Source organism: Hymenobacter psoromatis (assembly GCA_001596155.1).
Lineage (GTDB): Bacteria > Bacteroidota > Bacteroidia > Cytophagales > Hymenobacteraceae > Hymenobacter.
Map to the genome: position 1 here is coordinate 1,693,545 of CP014771.1, position 18,526 is coordinate 1,712,070.

Here is an 18,526-nt window from a genome sequence, read left to right on the forward strand (position 1 = left end):
GAGAGAGAAACAGCGCGGCGGCCACTTCGCGAAAAGCAGCCAGGCCGCGAAGAGCCTGAACTAACAAAGCTAACTTAAAAGTGCCCGAAATGAAAGCCGGGTGGAGGCAATTGTTTTGGGCCAATTGCCCGGCCCGACCGGGAGCCCGGCCGTACTTTCGCGCCCTGCAACCGGCTGGCAGCGGGCGGTTTAGCCAAGGGCGGCGGGCGGGTTTGCTAGTTGGCATTAGCTCACCAGAGCAACTTAATTTTAACCCTAAGCAGTTAAGCAACAATAACTTGGAAAATATTCATCTTATTGCCGTGGGCGGCAGCATTATGCACAATCTGGCGCTGGCGCTGGCCCGGCGCGGCGCGCACGTGACGGGCTCGGACGACGAGATTTTTGAGCCGGCCCGCTCGCGGCTGGCCGCCGCCGGCCTCCTACCCCCCGCCGAGGGTTGGGACGCGGCCCGCGTGACGCCCGACCTCACGGCCGTGATTGTGGGCATGCACGCCCGCCCCGACAACCCCGAGCTGGCCCGCGCCCAGGAGTTGGGCCTCAAAATCTACTCCTTTCCCGAGTATATCTACGAGGCCAGCAAGGATAAGCAGCGCGTGGTGATTGGCGGCTCGCACGGCAAAACGAGCATTACGGCGCTCATTCTGCACGTGCTGCGGTTTCACGGGCGGCAGTTCGACTACGCGGTGGGCGCGCAGCTGGCGGGCTTCGATTTGATGGTGCAATTGACGGATGAGGCGCCGGTTATCATCATTGAGGGCGATGAGTATTTGTCGTCGCCGGTGGACCGGCGGCCCAAATTTCACCTCTACCAACACCACATCGGGGTGATTTCGGGTATCAGCTGGGACCACATCAACGTGTTTCCGACCGAGGAAATCTACCGCGAGCAGTTCGAGCTATTTGCTCGCCAAACGCCCAAGGCCGGCGTGCTCATCTATGACCGCGACGACGAGCAAACCCAGCTCGTGGCCGTGCCCAGCAACCCTGACGTGACCTACGTGGGCTACGGCCCGCACGAAAACGTAATCCGCGACGGCCGCACCTACCTCATTACCAAGAAGGACGAGGAAGTGCCCATTCAGGTATTTGGGGAGCACAACCTGCGCAACATCTCGGCGGCCAAAGAGGTGTGCAAGCAGCTGAGCATCAAGGGCAAGGATTTTTACAAGGCCGTGGCGACGTTTAGGGGCGCGGCGCGGCGGCTGGAGCTGGTGCGCGAAGGCGCGACGTCGGTGGTATACAAGGACTTTGCCCACGCGCCCAGCAAGCTGCGCGCCACGGCCACGGCTTTCAAGCAGCAGTTCCCCCAGCGGCGGCTGGTGGCCTGCCTGGAGCTGCACACCTTCAGCTCGCTCAACCCGGCCTTTTTGCCGCAGTACGCGCACTGCTTCGACGCGCCCGACGTGGCGGTGGTGTATTTCAATCCCCACGTGCTCGAACACAAGCGCCTACCCCCCCTCGCGCCGGCCGCCGTGGCGGCCGCCTTTGCCCGGCCCGATTTGCGCGTGTTCACCGATAGCCAGGCGCTGGCCGCTTTCCTGCACGCGCAGGCCTGGGCCGACACCAATTTGCTGCTGATGACCAGCGGCACGTTTGACGGGCTGGATTTGCCGGAGCTGGCGGCCGAGGTGGTGGGGTAGGGTTTAGAAACGGCGGCCCGGTGGGGCCGCCGGGGTTTGGTTTTCCGCGCCGCCCGGCCGGGTTGCTCCTCACGGGGCCGCCCGGCCGGGCGGCGCGGCTGCTTTATGGCAGTCCTGTAGTTCTTAGGGTTGCTACCGCTTTATTTCTTCAGCGTTGCGATGTCACAATTCAACTCTTCTTTGCCATTCTGCCCGCAGGCTTAACCGCATCCGCGAATTATGAACGTATGATTAAGTTTTTTGACAGAATAAAATCATATTTTTATAGGATAAGTACTTGTCACAGAAACTACTACTTTGTCCTTTTTATCAGCTAAGCTTATGCGCACATTTGCCTACCTCTTCTGCCGGGGCGTAGCTTCGCCGCTCACCCTTTTTTCATCCCGTATGTTTCCTGTTCAGCGTCTTTTCTCTACTGCTTTTCTGGCTGCTACCCTGGCTGGCCCCGCCCTGGCCCGAACCACCCCGGCCGATACGGCCCGTACCTACCGGCACCAGCTGGGCCTGACGGCCAGCCCACAATTTGGTAATCTTTTCACGACCAACCGGGTGCTACCCGTGGGCCTGCTCTACAAGCGGCAGATGCGGCCGGGCCAGGCCTTGCGCGTGCGACTGACGGGCTACTACTCGCGCCGGGATACGGCCACGGCAGGCGGGGCGGGGTACATACAAGAGAGAGGGCCGGATGCCCGCGTCTGGGAAGTCAACGCGTTCGTGGGCTATGAGTGGCAGCACAAGCTGAGCCGGCACTGGCAATGGTATTACGGGTTGGAAGCGGGCGGGGGATACCGGGACGAGCATCGGGCTTATACCAATTACTACCATAACCCTATCGGGTTTAATGGGGGTGGCCCCTATACCAATACAGATATTGGCTCACGCGACCTCTCCCGCTGGCAGGTGCAGGGCAGGGGCCTCGCGGGATTGAGCTACGCTATGACTTCACAAGTACGTCTGTTTGCGGAAACGGCAGTCGGTGTGAGTTACCGGCACCAAAAAAGTTGGGGCAGCTACACGACTACCGTTGATAACCCCAATTACGGTGTATCACCTGGCGGCGTGTACCACGATAATATAATCAATACGTGGCACTTGAATTACTTCCCGGTTCAGGTACTGGGGCTGGCCGTCTGTTTTTAATCTTTCACCTTTTCCCCTCTTTCCCATGAAAAATACACTTCTACTTATTCTGATGCTCGCTTGCGCCGTTCTGCCGCATTTGATGCAGGCTCAAGGCATTAATGCTTCACCCACCGGCGATGCGTGCCCCAATAAGGACTACACGTACACATACAGCGGCTCAGCCCTTGGGTGCAGTTGGGCAGTGAAAGGGGCCTACACGCTTATTTCAGGCGGCGGGGCGAACAGTACCTCCATCACCGTCCGCTGGAAGGACGTGCCCACCGACGCCACTAACAACCCCACCTCCGTTGGGCTCGGCTGCGGCTCCTCTAGCGGTCCGTCGCCGGTTTCCGTTTTCGTCAGCTCCATCAGCGACAAGACGCCGGGGCCACTGACTATCAACGGAACTCAAATTAATGCCTCCTACAATCTCCCTTTCGGCGATATTACAACGTTCACCCTACGGGTGCCTTTGGTTGAGCTACCGCAAAGCAATGCAAATGCAGTCCCGCTTTTTGCCCTGACTTACGATTGGGTTATTCCTAGCGGTTGGCGTTATAACGACGGCACCAACTACGTATCGGATGGTAGCACAATGCACCGTGTTACCAGTAATTCCTCCTCACAAGGCAACCAGATATCCGTCACACCGTCCTCCGACTCGGGCGGCCTCATCAGCGTGCGGGCCGTTAATAATAACTGCGTGGGCGCTTCCACCGGACCGGTCAACTCCATCAGCAAGACAGCGAACGGCTTCGTAGCCCGCCCTACCCCTCAACTCACCATCATTAGCAATAAAAGCCCCAGCGGCGGCGACTTTTCACTTACTTGCGGCGACCAGAGCGACTACCACTTTCGCAGCAAATCGGACCCCACTCCGTCGGACGGCAGTTTTGACGGCTACGTTTTCAATTTCAGTGGCAATGGTATTATCACGCCAACCGGCAATGTGGCCGGCCAGCAGCCCGCTACCAACTTTACCGGCGCTACGGGCCAGGTAAGCATTAGTCTTCGAGCTCGCTATACCCGCAATGGAGCCAGTATCATGGTAGCTGCTCCGAATGTGAATGCGACAGTGCAACAGCTACCAGCGCCGACTATCGTCACCAACATGCCTACTTCTAGTGGCAACCCGTCCATCTGTTCGCCAGTAAATATAGCGGATTCGCAAACAGTTAAGCCACTATCAGTTACTTGTCGTATTAGCGTTTATGAACCCGTACTCGCTTGATTTACGTACCCGGGTGGCGGCGGCCTGCCAGGAGCCGGGGGCCAAAAAAGCCGCCGTTGCCCGGCGCTTCGATGTGAGCCGCTCCTTTGTCAAAAGCCTGGTTCGCCAGCAGCAACAAACCGGCTCACTGGCCCCCAAACCGGCCAGTAGCGGCCGGGCCCGCTACCTCGATGCCGCCGCCCAAGCCTGGCTCGTGGCCTACGTGGCGCAACACCCCGATGCTACGCTGGCCGAGCTAAACCAGGCCTGGCAGGCCAGCGGGGGCCGCCCCGTGGGCCAAACCTGCCTCTGGCAAGTGCTGGACGAACACGAGCTGCGGCGAAAAAAAAGCCCCCACGCGGCTGAACGCGACACCGAGCGCGTACGCCAGGCCCGTCAGGACCATGTCGAACAGGTCTGCACCCGCCCCGATGTTGCCCGGTTCCATTTTCTGGATGAGACGGGCTTGCGGCTGGATTACGCCCGCACCCACGGCCGGGCGGTGGGTGGGCAACGCGTCCGGGGGGCCGTGCCGCTGCGTCGGGGCCGCTCCTACACCCTTATTGGTACGCTGTCCGTGCGCGGGCTTGGAGCCCTGCAATTGCTCCATCAGCCCCTCAACAAGCACAGTTTCGCCCTCTACGTAGGCCGGTGCCTGGCCCCCACCCTGCGCCGGGGCGATGTGCTAGTGCTCGACAACCTGCCCGTGCACCACCTCGCGGGCCTGCGCGAGTGGCTGGCCAAGCGGGGCGTGGACGTGGTCTTTCTGCCCCCGTACTCCCCCGATTTTTCCCCCATCGAGCAGGCCTGGAGCAAGCTCAAAACCAAGCTGCGCACCTGCGCCGCCCGTTCCTACGAGGCCCTAAAAGAAGCCGTACGTGAGGCCATCGACTGGATTAGTAGTCAGGACGCCCAAAACTGGTTTGACCATTGTGGCTACCACACCAAACCTGCCCAAAAAGCGGTTTAAGCGTTTGCGAATTCGCTATATATCCGCAAGCTACTCTGCAACTAAGTAGCTGGCGCTAATTAGATTATGTTAAATTTGGAGAAATTTATCTTCCATAAATTTCCTACTTGTGCTAAGCAACGATTAACTGCATAGAACAGGGTATCTTTCGTATGATAATCAGCTGGGTCAAGCTGTTCTTTTTTTAATTTGCGCCAAAGCGTTTCCGCCAGATTCAAGTACGGTGAATACGTAGGTAACTAAACGACTATGGACTGTAAGTCCATAGGTTTGAAAGCGAATGGAATTCGGCGGTTTCGGCTAAAGCCGACTGAAAGAAGCCACTGAAAGTGGGTCGCTTTAGAATAAAATTCTGCTGGCTAAACGCTGGCGTCGGTCATTGAGCAAATAGCAATAACTAACTGACAATCAAAAATTAAACAGCCTTGCCTGAACAAGACCGGCAAAAGTGAGTAGCAACTAAAGTCTTGCCCTAAAGGGCATAGCTTTAACTAGCGTACTTGAAAAGTAAAATAGGTACAAGCCTCGTTCTTCCCAAAAAGGTAGTTGCTGCTGGATAAGCTGGGCTTTGTGCATACTTGCATTATCCAATACAATGAACGTTGGCTTTTTAAGTTGAAAGGATATCTCTTCTAATTGCGTAAATATGAACTGTGCGTTAATATTCTTTTCGGTCATTACCCAATGCGTTTCATTGCGTCGGTTGATGATTCCCCAGCTATTTATTTTATAGCCCTTCTCAACATCTGTTGAAACCACTTCTCCCGGAAATTGCCAGCCGTAAGGAACATAGCCCGTACTCCAAACATGACTTTCATCTCCGTACAATAAGTCCACAAAACCTTGCTCGTAAAGATTCTCTAGTTCAGCCAGTTGCTCTTTTTTTAGCGCGTATATCTCCGGGCAGGGTTCCCCTTTGCACCGTTTCCTTATGCGTTTATATCGTCCGCCAAGACTTTTAAAAAAGCTTTGAATGTGCGTAGACTAACCGACTTGTTCGTTTCCTGTTCCCATTCCGCTTTGGCCGTTTGGGTACGTTGTCTGTCTGCTTTAATAGCTTCTAAAATAGATTCTTTATCTGTCTCAACAGCTAAGAGGGCTTTGCGCCCGCGTCCAGGCTTTGTTTTCAGCCCGTCAATACCTGCCTCTTTATAACGTTTTGTCCATGCATTCACACTCACATAAGTCATCGCCGTAAACTTACCTACTTCCTCCGAAGTAAGGCCCATCGCTTTTAGCAAAATTACTTCGCATCTGGTTCGAAAACAGGGTGTTTTTCCCGTTCTTGCGCCTTGTTCCAATACTGATTTAGCGGATTCACTCAATAAGGGGGTGTTGACTCTTGACATGGTGCAAAACTAATCAACGTAACATAAACTATTTACTGCCGAGTACTTAGCACTAACAATGTTACTTTCACATGGACAGCTACCGGGGGGCTAAGTGTTGGCAATCCTGGCACAACTTCTTTCACTACTGCCAGCTCTACAGTTACCATATACCCTGGTGCTACCAATGGGCAGGGGACAATTACAGTTACGGTTGCCAACGCGGGGGTTGCTGGCTGCGCTTCCGCAGCTTCACAACCCGTCACCTTCGTTTTTGGTGCACCCACTGACCGGGGTTACTTCGCTTTCTCATTTTACGGCCAACGCTACGGCTACCCTCCCGAAAACGCGGCTTTGGTGTGCGCTAATGAGGTATTGCACGTTACTACTTCCTATCATAGTCCCAGTATAATTCGCGAAAGCCGCTGGCTGGTCTATCGCACAGATGCAATGAATCAAAACCCGCAGTTGGTGCAAAGCCAACAGGATAATACTGGTGATACAGAGATTGTTATTACTATGCCTAGGCAGATAAACGTTTTTTACCAAGTGCAGTACCAAGAGCGTAACGACTGCGGTTGGGGAGCCATTAGTTACCTCCAACTCCAAACTATCGATTGTGATGGTGGCTATGACCCCTACTTCAAAGCCCCCGACCAGCCAGCAACTGAAGCGGTGGCCTACCCCAACCCCGCCAGCAACGACCTGACGCTGGAGCAGGGCGGCGGCCCCGTGCGCCTCACCAATGCCCAGGGCCAAACCGTGCGTAGCCAAACGGCCCAGCCCGGCCGCCTGCACCTCGATACGCACGCCCTGCCGACTGGCCTCTACTTCCTGGAAATGCGCGATGCCACCGGCCAGCCCGTGCGCCAGCAGATTCGCATCGAGCGGTAACCCGCAACCCGTTTTTCCTGCCTATAAAAAAAGAATCAGCGCCGCGCTGGCTCTTTTTTTATAGGCAGGAAGCACCTGGGTCCTGGTTTTTTGGCCAACCGCCCGCTCGCGCTCCGCGTTGCATCACCGGCCGGCCTATTGCCTATTGCTCGGGTAACTTGCCCGCGCTTCACGTTAGCTTCCTGCTCCCATGCCTACCGCCCCTACCCCCGCCGAGCGCATCGGCACCGCCATTTACCCCGATTCGCAGCAAGCTTCGGCGGCGGTGGCCCAGGAAATAGCGGCCCTCGTGCGGGCGCGGGCGGCCGAGGGGCGGCCCGTGGTGCTGGGCCTGGCCACCGGCTCAACGCCCACCCGCCTCTACGAAGAGCTGGTGCGCCTGCACCGCGAGGAGGGCCTGAGCTTTGAGCACGTGGTGACGTTTAACCTGGACGAGTACTACCCCATGCCGCCCGACTCGTTGCAGAGCTACGTGCGCTTTATGCACGAGTATCTGTTTGACCACGTGGACATTCGGCCCGAGAACATTCACATTCCCGACGGCACGGTGCCGCCGGCGGAGGTAGCCGGTTTTTGCCAGCGCTACGAGGCGGCCATTCGGGCGGCGGGTGGCATCGACCTGCAGATTTTGGGGATTGGGCGCACCGGGCACATCGGGTTCAACGAGCCGGGGTCGGGGCCGGCCTCGCGCACCCGCCTCATCACCCTCGACCACCTCACGCGCACCGACGCGGCCTCCGACTTTTATGGCGAGGAGAACGTGCCGCGCCGGGCCATCACGATGGGGGTAGGGACGATTCTGGAAGCCCGCCAGATTGTGCTGCTGGCCTGGGGCGAGGGCAAGGCCGCCGTGGTGAAGCGCCTAGTGGAGGGCGCGCCCACCGACTCGGTGCCCGCCACGTACTTGCAGCAGCATCCGCACGTGCGGGTGGTGCTGGAGGAGGCCGCCAGCGCCGAGCTCACGCGCGTGAAAACGCCCTGGCTGGCCGGCCTGGCCAGCGACTGGCAGCAGCCCGCCACCGTGCGCCGGGCCGTGACGTGGCTGGCCCGCCAGCTCGAAACCGCCATCCTCAAGCTCACTGATGAGCAGTATAACGAGCACGGCCTCTCGGAGCTGCTGGCCGAGTCGGGGCCGGCTTATAGTATTAATATCAAGGTTTTTAACGAGCTGCAACGCACCCTTACGGGCTGGCCGGGCGGCAAGCCGGATGCCGACGACACCTACCGCCCCGAGCGCGCCCTACCCCCCCGCAAGCGCGTGCTCCTCTTCTCGCCGCACCCCGACGACGACGTGATTTCGATGGGCGGCACGCTGCTGCGGCTCGTGGACCAGGGCCACGAGGTGCACGTGGCGTACCAGACCTCGGGCAACATCGCGGTGTTTGACGACGAGGCGCTACGCTTCGCGGATTTTGCGGCCGACTACGACCGGCGGTTTCAGCAGAACGACCCGGCGGGCGAGCAGTTTTACCACCGCGTGGCCGATTTTCTGGCCCAAAAAGCGCCCGGCCAGGTCGATTCGGCGGAGGTGCAGCAGCTGAAAGGGCTCATTCGGCGGGGCGAGGCGCGGGCCGCCCTGCGCTACGCCGGCCTCGACCCCGACGAGCGCGGGCATTTCCTGGATTTGCCTTTTTACGAAACCGGGCGAGTGCGTAAGAAGCCGCTGGGCGAGGAAGATATTCAACTCACCATCAAGCTATTGAATAAAATTCAGCCCCAGCAGATTTACGCGGCCGGCGACCTCAGCGACCCGCACGGCACGCACCGCGTATGCCTGGCGGCCGTGATGGAGGCCGTGCGCCGGCTACAAGCGGAGGGCAGCGAATGGCTGCGCGACTGCTGGGTGTGGCTCTACCGCGGCGCGTGGCAGGAGTGGGATGCGGACCAGATTGAGATGGCCGTGCCGCTTTCGCCGCTGGAGCTGACGCGCAAGCGCCGCGCCATTTTTAAGCACCAGAGCCAAAAGGACCGGCCGCTGTTTCCGGGGGCCGACCAGCGCGAGTTCTGGCAGCGCGCCGAGGCCCGCAACCGCACCACTGCCCAGCTCTACGACCAGCTTGGCCTGCCCGAATACGAGGCCATTGAGGCTTTCGTACGCTGGCATTTTTAGGATTTTGGCTCTGAGTGATTGCGATTTTAACAGTGTTAGGCAGTCAGTCAAAAGTAAACAGGTATAAAAATAGTACTTACGCAAAAGACGTCTGTCATTGCGAGCGAAGCGCGGCAATCGCACCAGAACGACTGGCGCGGGTGTCGTTCTGGGGCGATTGCTTCGCTTTGCTCGCAATGACAGACGATTTGCGTAAGTCCTAAAAAAGAATGTCATTCCGAGCTTGCCGAGGAATCTCGCTCGCATCGTCCAGGCCTCGTTCCACGACGCACGCGAGATTCCTCGGCAAGCCCGGAATGACGTTCTTTTTATACCTGTTTACTTCTGCACGAGTACTATAGTATGACGTGCTGATGGCCTGGCACGCTACTTTCACCTCCCTTTTTCTATGCGCTACCTGCTCACGCCCTGCACCGTGTACACGGGCACGGAAGTTTTGACCAACCACGCCGTGCTCGTCAACGGCAACCGCATTGAGGCGGTACTGCCAGCGGCAAATGACTTGCCCGCTGATGTGCCCCGGCGCGACGGGCGCGGCCTGAACCTGTGCCCTGGCTTTGTCGATTTGCAGATTTATGGCGGGGGCGGCGGGTTGTTTTCGGTGGCCCCTACCCCCCCCGTGCTGGCCAACCTGCGGGCGCACACGCTGCGCCACGGCACCACCAGCTTTTTGCCCTGCCTGCCCACCAGTCCGCCCGCGTTCATGCGCGAAGCGCTGGCCACCGTGCGGGCCGCGCTGCCCACCATGCCCGGCCTGCTGGGCCTGCACCTGGAGGGGCCGTACATCAACCCCGCCAAGAAAGGCGCGCACCAGGCGGAGTTTATTCAAACCCCTACCCCCCAGGATATTGACGAGCTGCTGGCCGAGGCCGGCGGCGCGCTGCGCTTTATGACGCTGGCGCCCGAGCGGGTGAGCCCGGCCGTGGTGGCGCGGCTGCGGGCGGCGGGTGTGGTGCTGTCGGCAGGCCACTCGGCGGCCACCTATGAGCAGGCCACGGCGGCATTTGCCAACGGCTTCACTACAACTACGCACTTGTTCAATGCCATGTCGGGCTTCGAGAGCCGGGCACCGGGGCTGGTGGGCGCCGTGTATGACCACCCGGCGGCCGGCGCCAGCATCATCGTGGATGGCGTGCACTGCGCCTACGCGGCGGCGCGCGTGAGCCAGAAAGTGCTGGGCGAGCGCCTCTTTCTCATCACCGATGCGGTGGAGGCGGGCACCGTAGGCGCGTACCGCTTTCACCGGCAAGACGACCATTTTGTGGATGAAAACGGCACGCTGGCCGGCTCGGCGCTTACCATGCTCACGGCGGTGCGCAACTGCGTGCGGCACCTGGGCCTGCCGCTGGCCGAGGCCCTGCGCATGGCCTCGGGCTATCCGGCGCGGGTAGTGAGCCTGGACCACGATATCGGTCGCATCGCGCCGGGCTACCGGGCCGATATGTGCTTGTTTGACAACGACTTTCAGACCCACGCCACGGTTCTCGGCGGCGAGTGGCACAGTGGAGTTAAGAGTTGAGAGTTAAGAGAACGTCATTCCGAGCTTGCCGAGGAATCTCGTTCGCATCGTGGAACGAGGCCCGAACGATGCGAGCGAGATTCCTCGGCAAGCTCGGAATGACGTTCTTTTAACTCTAGGACTTACGCACTTGGTGGTAACTTGAGAAAAAGCCTAGCCCAATGGTGACGCAAGCAACCTACATCGAGTACCTGCTCAGTACGCCCCGCAATTATACGTGCACGCACCTTGCCGAGCACTTGCCGCAGGTGAGCCACGACCAAGTGAACCGGTTTTTGCGCCGCAGCTCGTTCTCACCCACGCAGTTGCGGGAGTTGGTGCTACCCTTGTTGAGTGACTCGCCCGAGGCCTTTTTGTTCGTCGACGACAGTGTGCAGGACAAGCGCTACAGCCGTTTTATCGAGGTGGCCAAGCGCCAGTACTCCGGCGCCGCCCACGGCTTGGTGACCGGCATCTGCTTGGTCAACCTGGTGCACAGCAGTGGGGAGGCCGGTGATTTTCTGCCCCTGGACTACCGCGTGTACGCCCCGCAGCAGGATGCGCTGAGCAAGAACGAGCATTTCCAGGCCATGTTCGCCCACGTGGTGGCCGAAGACAAAATCCAGGCCCGCACCCTCTTGTTCGATGCCTGGTACAGCGGCAGCGAGAACCTGAAGCGCATTCACCGCGCCGGTTGGACGTTTTTCACGACCCTGAAAAGCAACCGGTTGGTGAGTGCGAACAAGGAGACGGGCTATCAAGCCCTGGACGCAGTGGACCCGCCGCCGGGCGGGTGGAGCACGGGGTTGGAAGTGCGCTTAAAGCAGGTGCCGTTTGCGGTGCGTTTGTTCAAGCTGGTCGCCGCCAACGGCGACATTGAATGGGTCGTGACCAATAACTTCGCCTTCACCCTGACCCAGCAACTCGTCGAAGTCACGACCCGCACGCGCTGGCAGGTGGAAGAGTTTCACCGCAGCTTCAAGCAGCTCACCGGGGCTGAAAAATGCCAGTGCCGCCGTGCCCAGGCCCAGCGCAACCACTTGGCTTGTTGCTACCTGGCCTGGGTGTCCTTGCGCCAGTTTGCCCGCCAAACCGCCCAAACCCTGTACCAAGCCCATCAGCAGCAGTGGGCTCCTTATCTGCGCCAGTTGCTAGCCAAACCCCTCATTCCAGCGCTAATACCGACGAGTGCGTAAGTCCTAAACTCTTAACTCTTAACTAGCCTAAGGCTTGCGAGGGGGGGTAGGGCGGCCGCTATCGTTGGCGAGTAGCACGGCCAGGGCCACCAGGCTTAGGCGCAGGGCCCATTTGGCGGCGCGGCTCATTTGGTGCGGCGCTTGGCGGGCGCGGCCGTGCCGAATATCTCATTCTCTTGCAGCACCCGGAGGCTGCAGCTGCTACCCCCCGAGTTGTCGTCGCAGGTGGTGCCGATGATGTGGCCGTCCTCAAAATCGAAGTAGCAGTTGGGGCACCCTATCCCCGAAATGATGTAGCGACTGGCCTTGGGCGAGAGGTAGTACGTGCTGTCGTCGGTGCCGCGCAGGGGCAGGGCAATGGCGCGGTAGCTGCCGTTGTTGTGCCCCAGCCCGATGAGGTAATATACCGGGCTGGCGGCCTCGCTACCTGGTGCTTTGCGCACCTGCACGCGGTCGATAACCGTACCATCATTAAACTGCCGGATGAGCGCCGCCGCCAGCGTAGCCTGGCCCATCTTGTACTTCACCGCCCCTTTGTTGTCGAGCCGCATAATCTGGCGGCTGTTGGCCGCGCCCGACAAGGCCGCGCCCGGCACATCGCCCACGCGCTCGGCCTTGCCCGCCGGCGCGTTGCCTTCGCGGCTACGGGTAGTTTCGCACGAGGTCAGCAACAGTAAGCCGCTGAGCACCCCCAATAGCAACAACCCAAACAGACGAGACAAAGCACTCATTACACTACGTATACTGTTGTGAATTTTGCTTGCGGCTTACAGCTAAAGCCGCAATACGACGGACAAACGCCGCCCGCTCCATCTATCGTGCCTAATCTGTTCAGTTTAGCGCGGCTTGTAATATTTCATTGCCTCGGGCAGCAGGCTCTTGATGTCGGCAATGCGGGTGGCGTCGGCGGGGTGGTCCGACAGAAATTCGGGCGTGCCGCCGCTCTGGCTCTGAGCGGCCATGCGCTCCCAGAACGGCACGGCCCCCTCCGGGTTGTAGCCGGCAATGGCCATAAAAATCAGACCCAGGTGGTCGGCCTCGCTTTCCTGGCGGCGGCTAAAGGCGAGCATGCCTACCTGGCTGGCACCACCTACGGCGGTCAGAAACAGGTTTTTGGTAGTAGTTGGGTTTTGTGAGAGCGCCGTTTGCAGGGCTACGCCCCCCACCTGGGCCGCCAGCTGGTCGCTCATGCGCTCGGCACCGTGCTTGGCCACGGCGTGCGAAATTTCGTGGCCCATCACCACGGCCAGGCCATTCTCATTCTGCGTAATGGGCAGGATGCCCGAGTACACGGCCACTTTGCCGCCGGGCATGCACCAGGCATTCACCGTTTTAGGGTCGTCGATGAGGTTAAATTCCCACCTGTAGCCTTCGAGCTGCGCCGACTGTCCCTGCTGTTTGAAATATTGCTCCACGGCGGCGGAAATGCGCTCACCCACGCGCCGCACCATCGCTACTTCGGCGGCATTGGTCGAGAGCTTGGAGGTGGTGAGGGTTTGCTTGTACTGGGTGATAGCCAGCGTGTTCATCTCGCTGTCCGACACCAAGCTGAGCTGGCGACGGCCCGTAATCGGCACGGTGGTGCAGCCGGCGGCGAGCAGAAAAGTGGAGGCAAGGAGGAATTTCTTAAGCATGAAAAAACAGGTAAGGGTATGCAAACGGAAAGAGCGAAGCTGCCCGCTCAAACGTTGGTTCGGGACCATTTTGGCCGCCAGATACTAGCAGCTATACGCAACCGGGCGGGGGAAATGTTTACTTTGTGGTGGCAAGCCCCGCCACCAGGCCCGCGCCGCGCCGCCCTACCCCCCGCTTTTTTCGCTATTCCCGTCCATGAAAATTATCTGCATCGGCCGCAACTATGCCGACCACATTGCCGAGCTGCACAACGAAACGCCCGCCGCTCCCGTCATTTTCCTTAAGCCCGAAACCGCGCTGGTGCAGCGCGGCCAGCCGTTTTTCGTGCCCGCTTTTTCGAAAGACGTGCATTACGAGCTGGAATTGGTGCTGCGCGTGTGCAAAAACGGCCGCCACATTGAGGAGAAATTTGCCTTCACCTACTTCGACGCCATTGGCCTGGGCATCGACTTCACGGCCCGCGACCTGCAAAGCGAGCTGAAGAAAAAAGGCCTGCCCTGGGAGCTGGCCAAGGCCTTCGATGGCTCGGCACCCATCTCACCCACCTTCCGGCCGGTGGCCGAGTTCGCCAATTTGGCCAACATCAACTTCACGCTCGAAGTGAACGGCGAGGTGCGCCAGCAGGGTAATTCGGGGCTGATGCTGCACCCGTTTGCCAAGATTATTGCCTTCGTGTCACAATACATCACGCTCAAGCAGGGCGATTTGATTTTTACGGGCACGCCCGCCGGGGTTGGCCAGGTGCAGCCCGGCGACGAGCTGGCGGGCTACCTCGAAGGCGAAAAAATCCTGGAAGTGCCCGTGCGGTAGCGCGCGTAGGGTAAGCTCTAGCTTGCCGTATCATGCTCGATTCTATTAGTATAAACAGCCGACCTGCGTTCCCAGCAACGGCAAGCTAAAGCTCACCCTACCCGTTATTTTGTTGACTATCAATTTAGTGCGCTGGCTGTCGCTGCCGGCGCTCGGCGGCTTATTATTGCTGGCAACCAGTGGCCGCGGCCAGGACGACACCACCACGCGCCGCGTGAGCGGGCCGATAAAGGCGGCCGCGCCGGCGGGCAAAGTGGACGTGCCGCCCGGTTATTTTCTATTTCCGATTGCGCCGGGGCAGCCGGGCTTTTTGGCGGCCAGCATGGGCGAGCTGCGGCCCAACCACTTTCACGGCGGCCTCGACATCAAGACGGGCGGCGGCGTGAACAAGCCCGTGTTCGCGGCGGCCGATGGCTACGTCTCGCGCCTCAAGCAGTCGGCCTTTGGCTACGGCAACGTGCTGTATATCACCCACCCCAATGGCCTGACAACCGTGTACGGCCACCTCAATAAATTTGGGGGGGCCGTGGGGGCCGAGCTGCTGCGCCAGCAATACGCCAAGCAGACCTACGAGCTGGAGCTGTTCTTTGACAAAGGCCGGTTTCCGGTGCGGCGCGGCGAGGAAGTGGCGCTGTCGGGCAATACCGGCGGCTCGGCCGGCCCGCACGTGCATTGGGAAGTGCGCGACGCCCAGGACCGCCAGCTAAACCCGTTGCAGTGGGGCGGTTTCCCCGAAATTCAGGACCACACCGGCCCTACCCTCCAGGCGCTGGCCGTGGAGCCGCTGGCCATTGGCGCGCGGGTGCGCGGGCGCTTCGAGCGGGCGCTGCTGGTGCCCAAATTGCAGCCGGTATCGGGCGCGGCCACCGTGTGGCCCGATACGATTTCGTGCGTTGGGCCGGTCGGGCTGCTGTTGCAGGGCTTCGACAGGTTTGACGGGGCCTGGAACAAGAACGGCATCCAGCGCGTGACGGTGCGCGTGAACGGCCAGCCGCATTTTCAGTATGTGATTGACGCGGTGCCGTTTCCGAATGGCACGCGGCAGGTCAACAACTTCGTGGACTTCGCCTACGCCCGCACCGCCGGCCGCACCCTGCAAAAGCTGTGGGTGGACGAGGGCAACGACCTGCCCTTCTACACCCCGCCCGGCCTGGGCCAGGGCAAGCTCGACGTGGAGGCCAGCAAAGTCTATAGCATTGATTTTGAGCTGGCTGACGCGTATAATAATAAAGCCACGGCGCGCCTGGTGCTGCGCGGCGAGCCGCCCGCCGACTACGTTCGGCTGCCGGGCGCGGCCCCTACCCCCGGCGCCCGGCCCAGGCTCAGCTACGACATCACCCGCAACCTGCTGCGCGCCACCGCCCTGAACGCGCCCCTCGACACGGCCGGCCGGCCGACGCGGCTGCTGCTGCGGCGCGGCGGCCGGCAGCTGGCGCTGCGGCCCAGCTACTCGGTGGGCGCGGCCACTACCTACCTCTACGACCTGCGCGCCGGCCTGCCCGATTCGCTGCTGCTGGGCAGCGCGCACCTGCTTTTCGACCGCCAGGTGATGATTCCGGCGGACCAGGAAACGAGCTACGCTACACCCTACGCGAACCTAGTTTTCGGCTCGCAAACGCTGTTTTCGCCGCTCTATCTCAACACCCAGCACCGGGCCGACGCCGGGCCGGCCGCCCCCGAAAGCTGGATTATCGGCTCGGCGCTGGTGCCGCTCTACCTACCCCTGCGCCTCACGCTGAAGCCCACTACCCCCCCCGCCGACCGCCGCCGCACCGCCATCTACAGCGTGTCGGCGGGAGGCGGCCGGGCCTACGTGGGCGGCCTCTGGAACGCCGACAGCAGCCAGCTTTCGGCCAATGTGAAGCAGTTTGGCCAATTTCGGCTCTACGCTGACCACAAAGCGCCCACCGCCCAGCTGCTGGGCCGGCCGGGCGGGCAGCTGCTGTTTCGGGTGGGCGATGACATGTCGGGCCTGGCCTCGTATAAGTTGCTGATTGGCGGGCGCTTCCGGCTGCTGCGCTACGAGTACAAGAACGCGACCCTCTTCACCGTGGCCGGCGACACGCTGGGGCCGCTGCTGCACGGCGCTGCCGAGCTGCGCCTCACGGACCAGGTTGGCAATGAGCGGGTTATTCCGCTGAAACTTTGATTGGTTATGCTAAAAAACGTCCTTCCTCGGCAAGCTCGGAATGACGTGCTTTTTTGTAGCCTGCCCCCTCCCATTTGTCAGTAGTCACGCGTCATTAGTCATTAAAACCCATGCTTCCCGAACGCGGCACCGCCGCCCCCGACTTCACTGCGCCCGACCAGCACGGCAACCCCTTCACGCTGAGCAGCCTGCGCGGGCAGCGCGTGGCGCTTTACTTCTACCCCAAAGACGACACGCCCGGCTGCACCGCCCAGGCCTGCAACCTGCGCGACAACGAGGGCCAGCTCGCCGCCCAGGGCATTAAAGTAGTCGGCGTGAGCACCGACGACGCGGCCTCGCACGGCAAATTTGCGGCGAAATACGACTTGAATTTTCCCCTCATCGCCGATGCTGATAAGGCCATCGTGAATACCTACGGTGTGTGGCAGGAGAAGAAAAACTACGGCAAAACCTATTGGGGCACCGTGCGCACCACGTTTTTAATTGATGCTAACGGCTTGATTGAGAAGGTTATCAAGCGGCCTGATACCAAGGAGCACGCGACGCAGGTGATGGGGAGTTAAGAGTTGAGAGTTAAGAGTTAAAAGCACGTCATTCCTCGGCAAGCTCGGAATGACGTGCTTTTAACTCTTAACTCCCCTCCCTACCCCCCATTCACCAGCAAAATCTTGCCGATGTGCGCGCTGCTGGCCATCAGCTGCTGGGCCTGGGCGGCCTCGGCCAGCGGGAAGGTTTGGTAGATGACCGGCCGGAGCTGGCCGCTGGCGGCCAGCGGCCACACGTGCTTTTCGACTGCGGCGGCCAGGGCGGCTTTGAACTCGGCTGAGCGCGGGCGCAGCGTGCTGCCGCTGAGGCGCAGGCGCTTGGTCATGATGTCGAGCAGATTAAGCTCGACTTTCGGGCCATTCATGGCGTTGATATATTGCAGGCGGCCATCGGGGGCGAGCAGGCGCAGGTTTTTGGCGGTGTAGTCGCCACCCACCATATCGAGGATGACGTTGATTTTTTCGCCTTGAAAGGCTTGCTCAAAGTCTTCTTCTTTGTAGTTGACGCAGCGGGCGGTGCCGAATTTCTCGCAGTCGCGGCACTTGTCGGCCGAGCCAGCGGTGGCCAGCACTTTACTGCCCAACGCCACCGCTAGCTGAATGAGCGTGAGGCCGATACCGCTGCTACCGCCGTGCACCAGCACCGTTTCGCCGGGCTGGAGAGCGGCCATCTGGAAGACGTTGGACCACACGGTGAAGGTGGTTTCGGGCAGGCTGGCGGCCTCTTCCACCGACCAGCCGGCGGGCACGGGCAGGCAGTGCCGGGCGTCGATGGCGGCGTATTCGGCGTAGGCCCCGTCGGTGAGCAGGGCGCACACCTGGTCGCCTACCCCCCAGCGCGGGGCCGACGCGCCGACCTCGACCACTTCGCCGGCCACTTCGAGGCCGGGCACCACGCCAGCCACCGGCGCGCCGCCGTACTTGCCCTCGCGCAGGCCCAGGTCGGCGCGGTTGAGGCCGGCGGCGCGCACGCGCACCAGCACTTCGTGGGCGGCCGGCACAGGGCGCGGGCGCTCTTGCAGCTGCAATACTTCGGGGCCGCCGGGGCGGGTAATGACGATGGCTTTCATACGGGCGTGGTGTTTGGTGGGGGTGATTGCGGCTACCGTTACTGCTGTTACGCAGTCAGCGTCGCCCTTCGCGTCAACCTCACCCCCTAGCCCCCTCTCCTGCGGAGAGGGGGAACTAGCTTCTAGTTTTAGCTCTAATAAATTAATTTTTAGAATATTACAGCTAGAGCTAGTTCCCCCTCTCCGCAGGAGAGGGGGCTAGGGGGTGAGGTTGACGCGAAGGGCCGCGAAGGGCGACGTTGACTGCGTACTATCAGTAATATACTACCAGTACGCAGCGGGGGGTAGGGCGGCCTTGGCGGCGCTTGTCCGAAGGCCCCGCGTGGTAACAGCGCTGGTTTTTTTA

16 protein-coding genes are annotated in these 18,526 nt (G+C 60.4%); 10 read left to right on the forward strand and 6 right to left on the reverse strand.

Translation table 11 applies throughout. From position 1 onward, the window contains the following. Positions 1-317: 317 nt before the first annotated feature. A complete protein-coding gene (locus A0257_07215; protein AMR29661.1) occupies positions 318-1,643 on the forward strand; it encodes a peptidoglycan synthetase in 1,326 nt (441 codons plus the stop codon). A 387-nt stretch (positions 1,644-2,030) separates the two neighbouring features. After that, entirely contained in the window at positions 2,031-2,783 is a 753-nt protein-coding gene (locus A0257_07220) for a hypothetical protein (protein ID AMR26915.1), read from the forward strand. 195 nt (positions 2,784-2,978) lie between these two features. Here the strand turns inward: A0257_07220 and A0257_07225 are convergent, their stop codons facing one another. Next, positions 2,979-3,167 (reverse strand): hypothetical protein, encoded by a 189-nt coding sequence (locus A0257_07225; GenBank protein ID AMR26916.1) that lies wholly within the window; start codon positions 3,165-3,167, stop codon positions 2,979-2,981. Positions 3,168-3,976: 809 nt separating this feature from the next. Here A0257_07225 and A0257_07230 point away from each other — a divergent pair. Next, the gene (locus A0257_07230; protein ID AMR26917.1) at positions 3,977-4,945 is read left to right on the forward strand and encodes a hypothetical protein; all 969 of its coding nucleotides are present in this window, start codon (positions 3,977-3,979) and stop codon (positions 4,943-4,945) included. A gap of 459 nt (positions 4,946-5,404) precedes the next feature. Here A0257_07230 and A0257_07235 read toward each other — a convergent pair whose 3' ends face one another. Together A0257_07235 and A0257_07240 are read right to left on the reverse strand one after the other, a co-directional pair. After that, on the reverse strand, positions 5,405-5,704 hold the full coding sequence (locus tag A0257_07235) for a hypothetical protein (protein ID AMR26918.1): 300 nt from the start codon (positions 5,702-5,704) through the stop codon (positions 5,405-5,407). A 170-nt stretch (positions 5,705-5,874) separates the two neighbouring features. After that, positions 5,875-6,174, reverse strand: coding sequence for a hypothetical protein (locus A0257_07240; GenBank protein AMR26919.1), 300 nt, complete (start codon positions 6,172-6,174; stop codon positions 5,875-5,877). A 618-nt stretch (positions 6,175-6,792) separates the two neighbouring features. Here A0257_07240 and A0257_07245 point away from each other — a divergent pair. The 4 genes from A0257_07245 to A0257_07260 all read left to right on the forward strand — a co-directional run bounded on the left by A0257_07245 (position 6,793) and on the right by A0257_07260 (position 11,971). Further along, complete coding sequence (locus tag A0257_07245; protein AMR26920.1) at positions 6,793-7,167, forward strand: hypothetical protein; 375 nt, start codon at positions 6,793-6,795, stop codon at positions 7,165-7,167. A 190-nt stretch (positions 7,168-7,357) separates the two neighbouring features. Next, the gene (locus A0257_07250; protein ID AMR26921.1) at positions 7,358-9,277 is read left to right on the forward strand and encodes a glucosamine-6-phosphate deaminase; all 1,920 of its coding nucleotides are present in this window, start codon (positions 7,358-7,360) and stop codon (positions 9,275-9,277) included. Between the two features lie 388 nt (positions 9,278-9,665). Then, positions 9,666-10,796, forward strand: coding sequence for a hypothetical protein (locus tag A0257_07255; GenBank protein ID AMR26922.1), 1,131 nt, complete (start codon positions 9,666-9,668; stop codon positions 10,794-10,796). A gap of 275 nt (positions 10,797-11,071) precedes the next feature. Continuing rightward, on the forward strand, positions 11,072-11,971 hold the full coding sequence (locus A0257_07260) for a transposase (protein AMR29662.1): 900 nt from the start codon (positions 11,072-11,074) through the stop codon (positions 11,969-11,971). 125 nt (positions 11,972-12,096) lie between these two features. Here the strand turns inward: A0257_07260 and A0257_07265 are convergent, their stop codons facing one another. Further along, positions 12,097-12,666 carry a hypothetical protein gene (locus tag A0257_07265; GenBank protein AMR26923.1) on the reverse strand — a complete coding sequence of 190 codons (570 nt, stop codon included), beginning with the start codon at positions 12,664-12,666 and terminating at the stop codon, positions 12,097-12,099. Positions 12,667-12,807: 141 nt separating this feature from the next. Beyond that, positions 12,808-13,605 (reverse strand): peptidase M48, encoded by a 798-nt coding sequence (locus A0257_07270; GenBank protein ID AMR26924.1) that lies wholly within the window; start codon positions 13,603-13,605, stop codon positions 12,808-12,810. Positions 13,606-13,801: 196 nt separating this feature from the next. Here A0257_07270 and A0257_07275 point away from each other — a divergent pair, with 196 nt between their 5' ends. The 3 genes from A0257_07275 (at position 13,802) to A0257_07285 (ending at position 17,128) form a co-directional block, all read left to right on the forward strand. Continuing rightward, on the forward strand, positions 13,802-14,416 hold the full coding sequence (locus A0257_07275; GenBank protein ID AMR26925.1) for a 2-hydroxyhepta-2,4-diene-1,7-dioate isomerase: 615 nt from the start codon (positions 13,802-13,804) through the stop codon (positions 14,414-14,416). 112 nt (positions 14,417-14,528) lie between these two features. Continuing rightward, positions 14,529-16,565: a hypothetical protein gene (locus A0257_07280; GenBank protein AMR26926.1), complete on the forward strand. Its 2,037-nt coding sequence runs from the start codon at positions 14,529-14,531 to the stop codon at positions 16,563-16,565. Positions 16,566-16,675: 110 nt separating this feature from the next. Then, positions 16,676-17,128: a peroxiredoxin gene (locus A0257_07285; protein AMR26927.1), complete on the forward strand. Its 453-nt coding sequence runs from the start codon at positions 16,676-16,678 to the stop codon at positions 17,126-17,128. Between the two features lie 80 nt (positions 17,129-17,208). Here the strand turns inward: A0257_07285 and A0257_07290 are convergent, their stop codons facing one another. After that, on the reverse strand, positions 17,209-18,180 hold the full coding sequence (locus tag A0257_07290) for a zinc-binding dehydrogenase (protein AMR26928.1): 972 nt from the start codon (positions 18,178-18,180) through the stop codon (positions 17,209-17,211). Positions 18,181-18,526: the final 346 nt, after the last annotated feature.

Excerpts from the sequence above, each read along its gene's own strand:
- A0257_07215 (AMR29661.1), top strand. The coding sequence starts at position 318 with ATGCACAATCTGGCGCTGGCGCTGGCCCGGCGCGGCGCGCACGTGACG.
- A0257_07220 (AMR26915.1), top strand. The coding sequence starts at position 2,031 with ATGTTTCCTGTTCAGCGTCTTTTCTCTACTGCTTTTCTGGCTGCTACC.
- A0257_07230 (AMR26917.1), top strand. The coding sequence starts at position 3,977 with ATGAACCCGTACTCGCTTGATTTACGTACCCGGGTGGCGGCGGCCTGC.
- A0257_07240 (AMR26919.1), bottom strand. The coding sequence starts at position 6,174 with ATGGGCCTTACTTCGGAGGAAGTAGGTAAGTTTACGGCGATGACTTAT.
- A0257_07245 (AMR26920.1), top strand. The coding sequence starts at position 6,793 with ATGCCTAGGCAGATAAACGTTTTTTACCAAGTGCAGTACCAAGAGCGT.
- A0257_07250 (AMR26921.1), top strand. The coding sequence starts at position 7,358 with ATGCCTACCGCCCCTACCCCCGCCGAGCGCATCGGCACCGCCATTTAC.
- A0257_07255 (AMR26922.1), top strand. The coding sequence starts at position 9,666 with ATGCGCTACCTGCTCACGCCCTGCACCGTGTACACGGGCACGGAAGTT.
- A0257_07270 (AMR26924.1), bottom strand. The coding sequence starts at position 13,605 with ATGCTTAAGAAATTCCTCCTTGCCTCCACTTTTCTGCTCGCCGCCGGC.
- A0257_07275 (AMR26925.1), top strand. The coding sequence starts at position 13,802 with ATGAAAATTATCTGCATCGGCCGCAACTATGCCGACCACATTGCCGAG.
- A0257_07285 (AMR26927.1), top strand. The coding sequence starts at position 16,676 with ATGCTTCCCGAACGCGGCACCGCCGCCCCCGACTTCACTGCGCCCGAC.
- A0257_07290 (AMR26928.1), bottom strand. The coding sequence starts at position 18,180 with ATGAAAGCCATCGTCATTACCCGCCCCGGCGGCCCCGAAGTATTGCAG.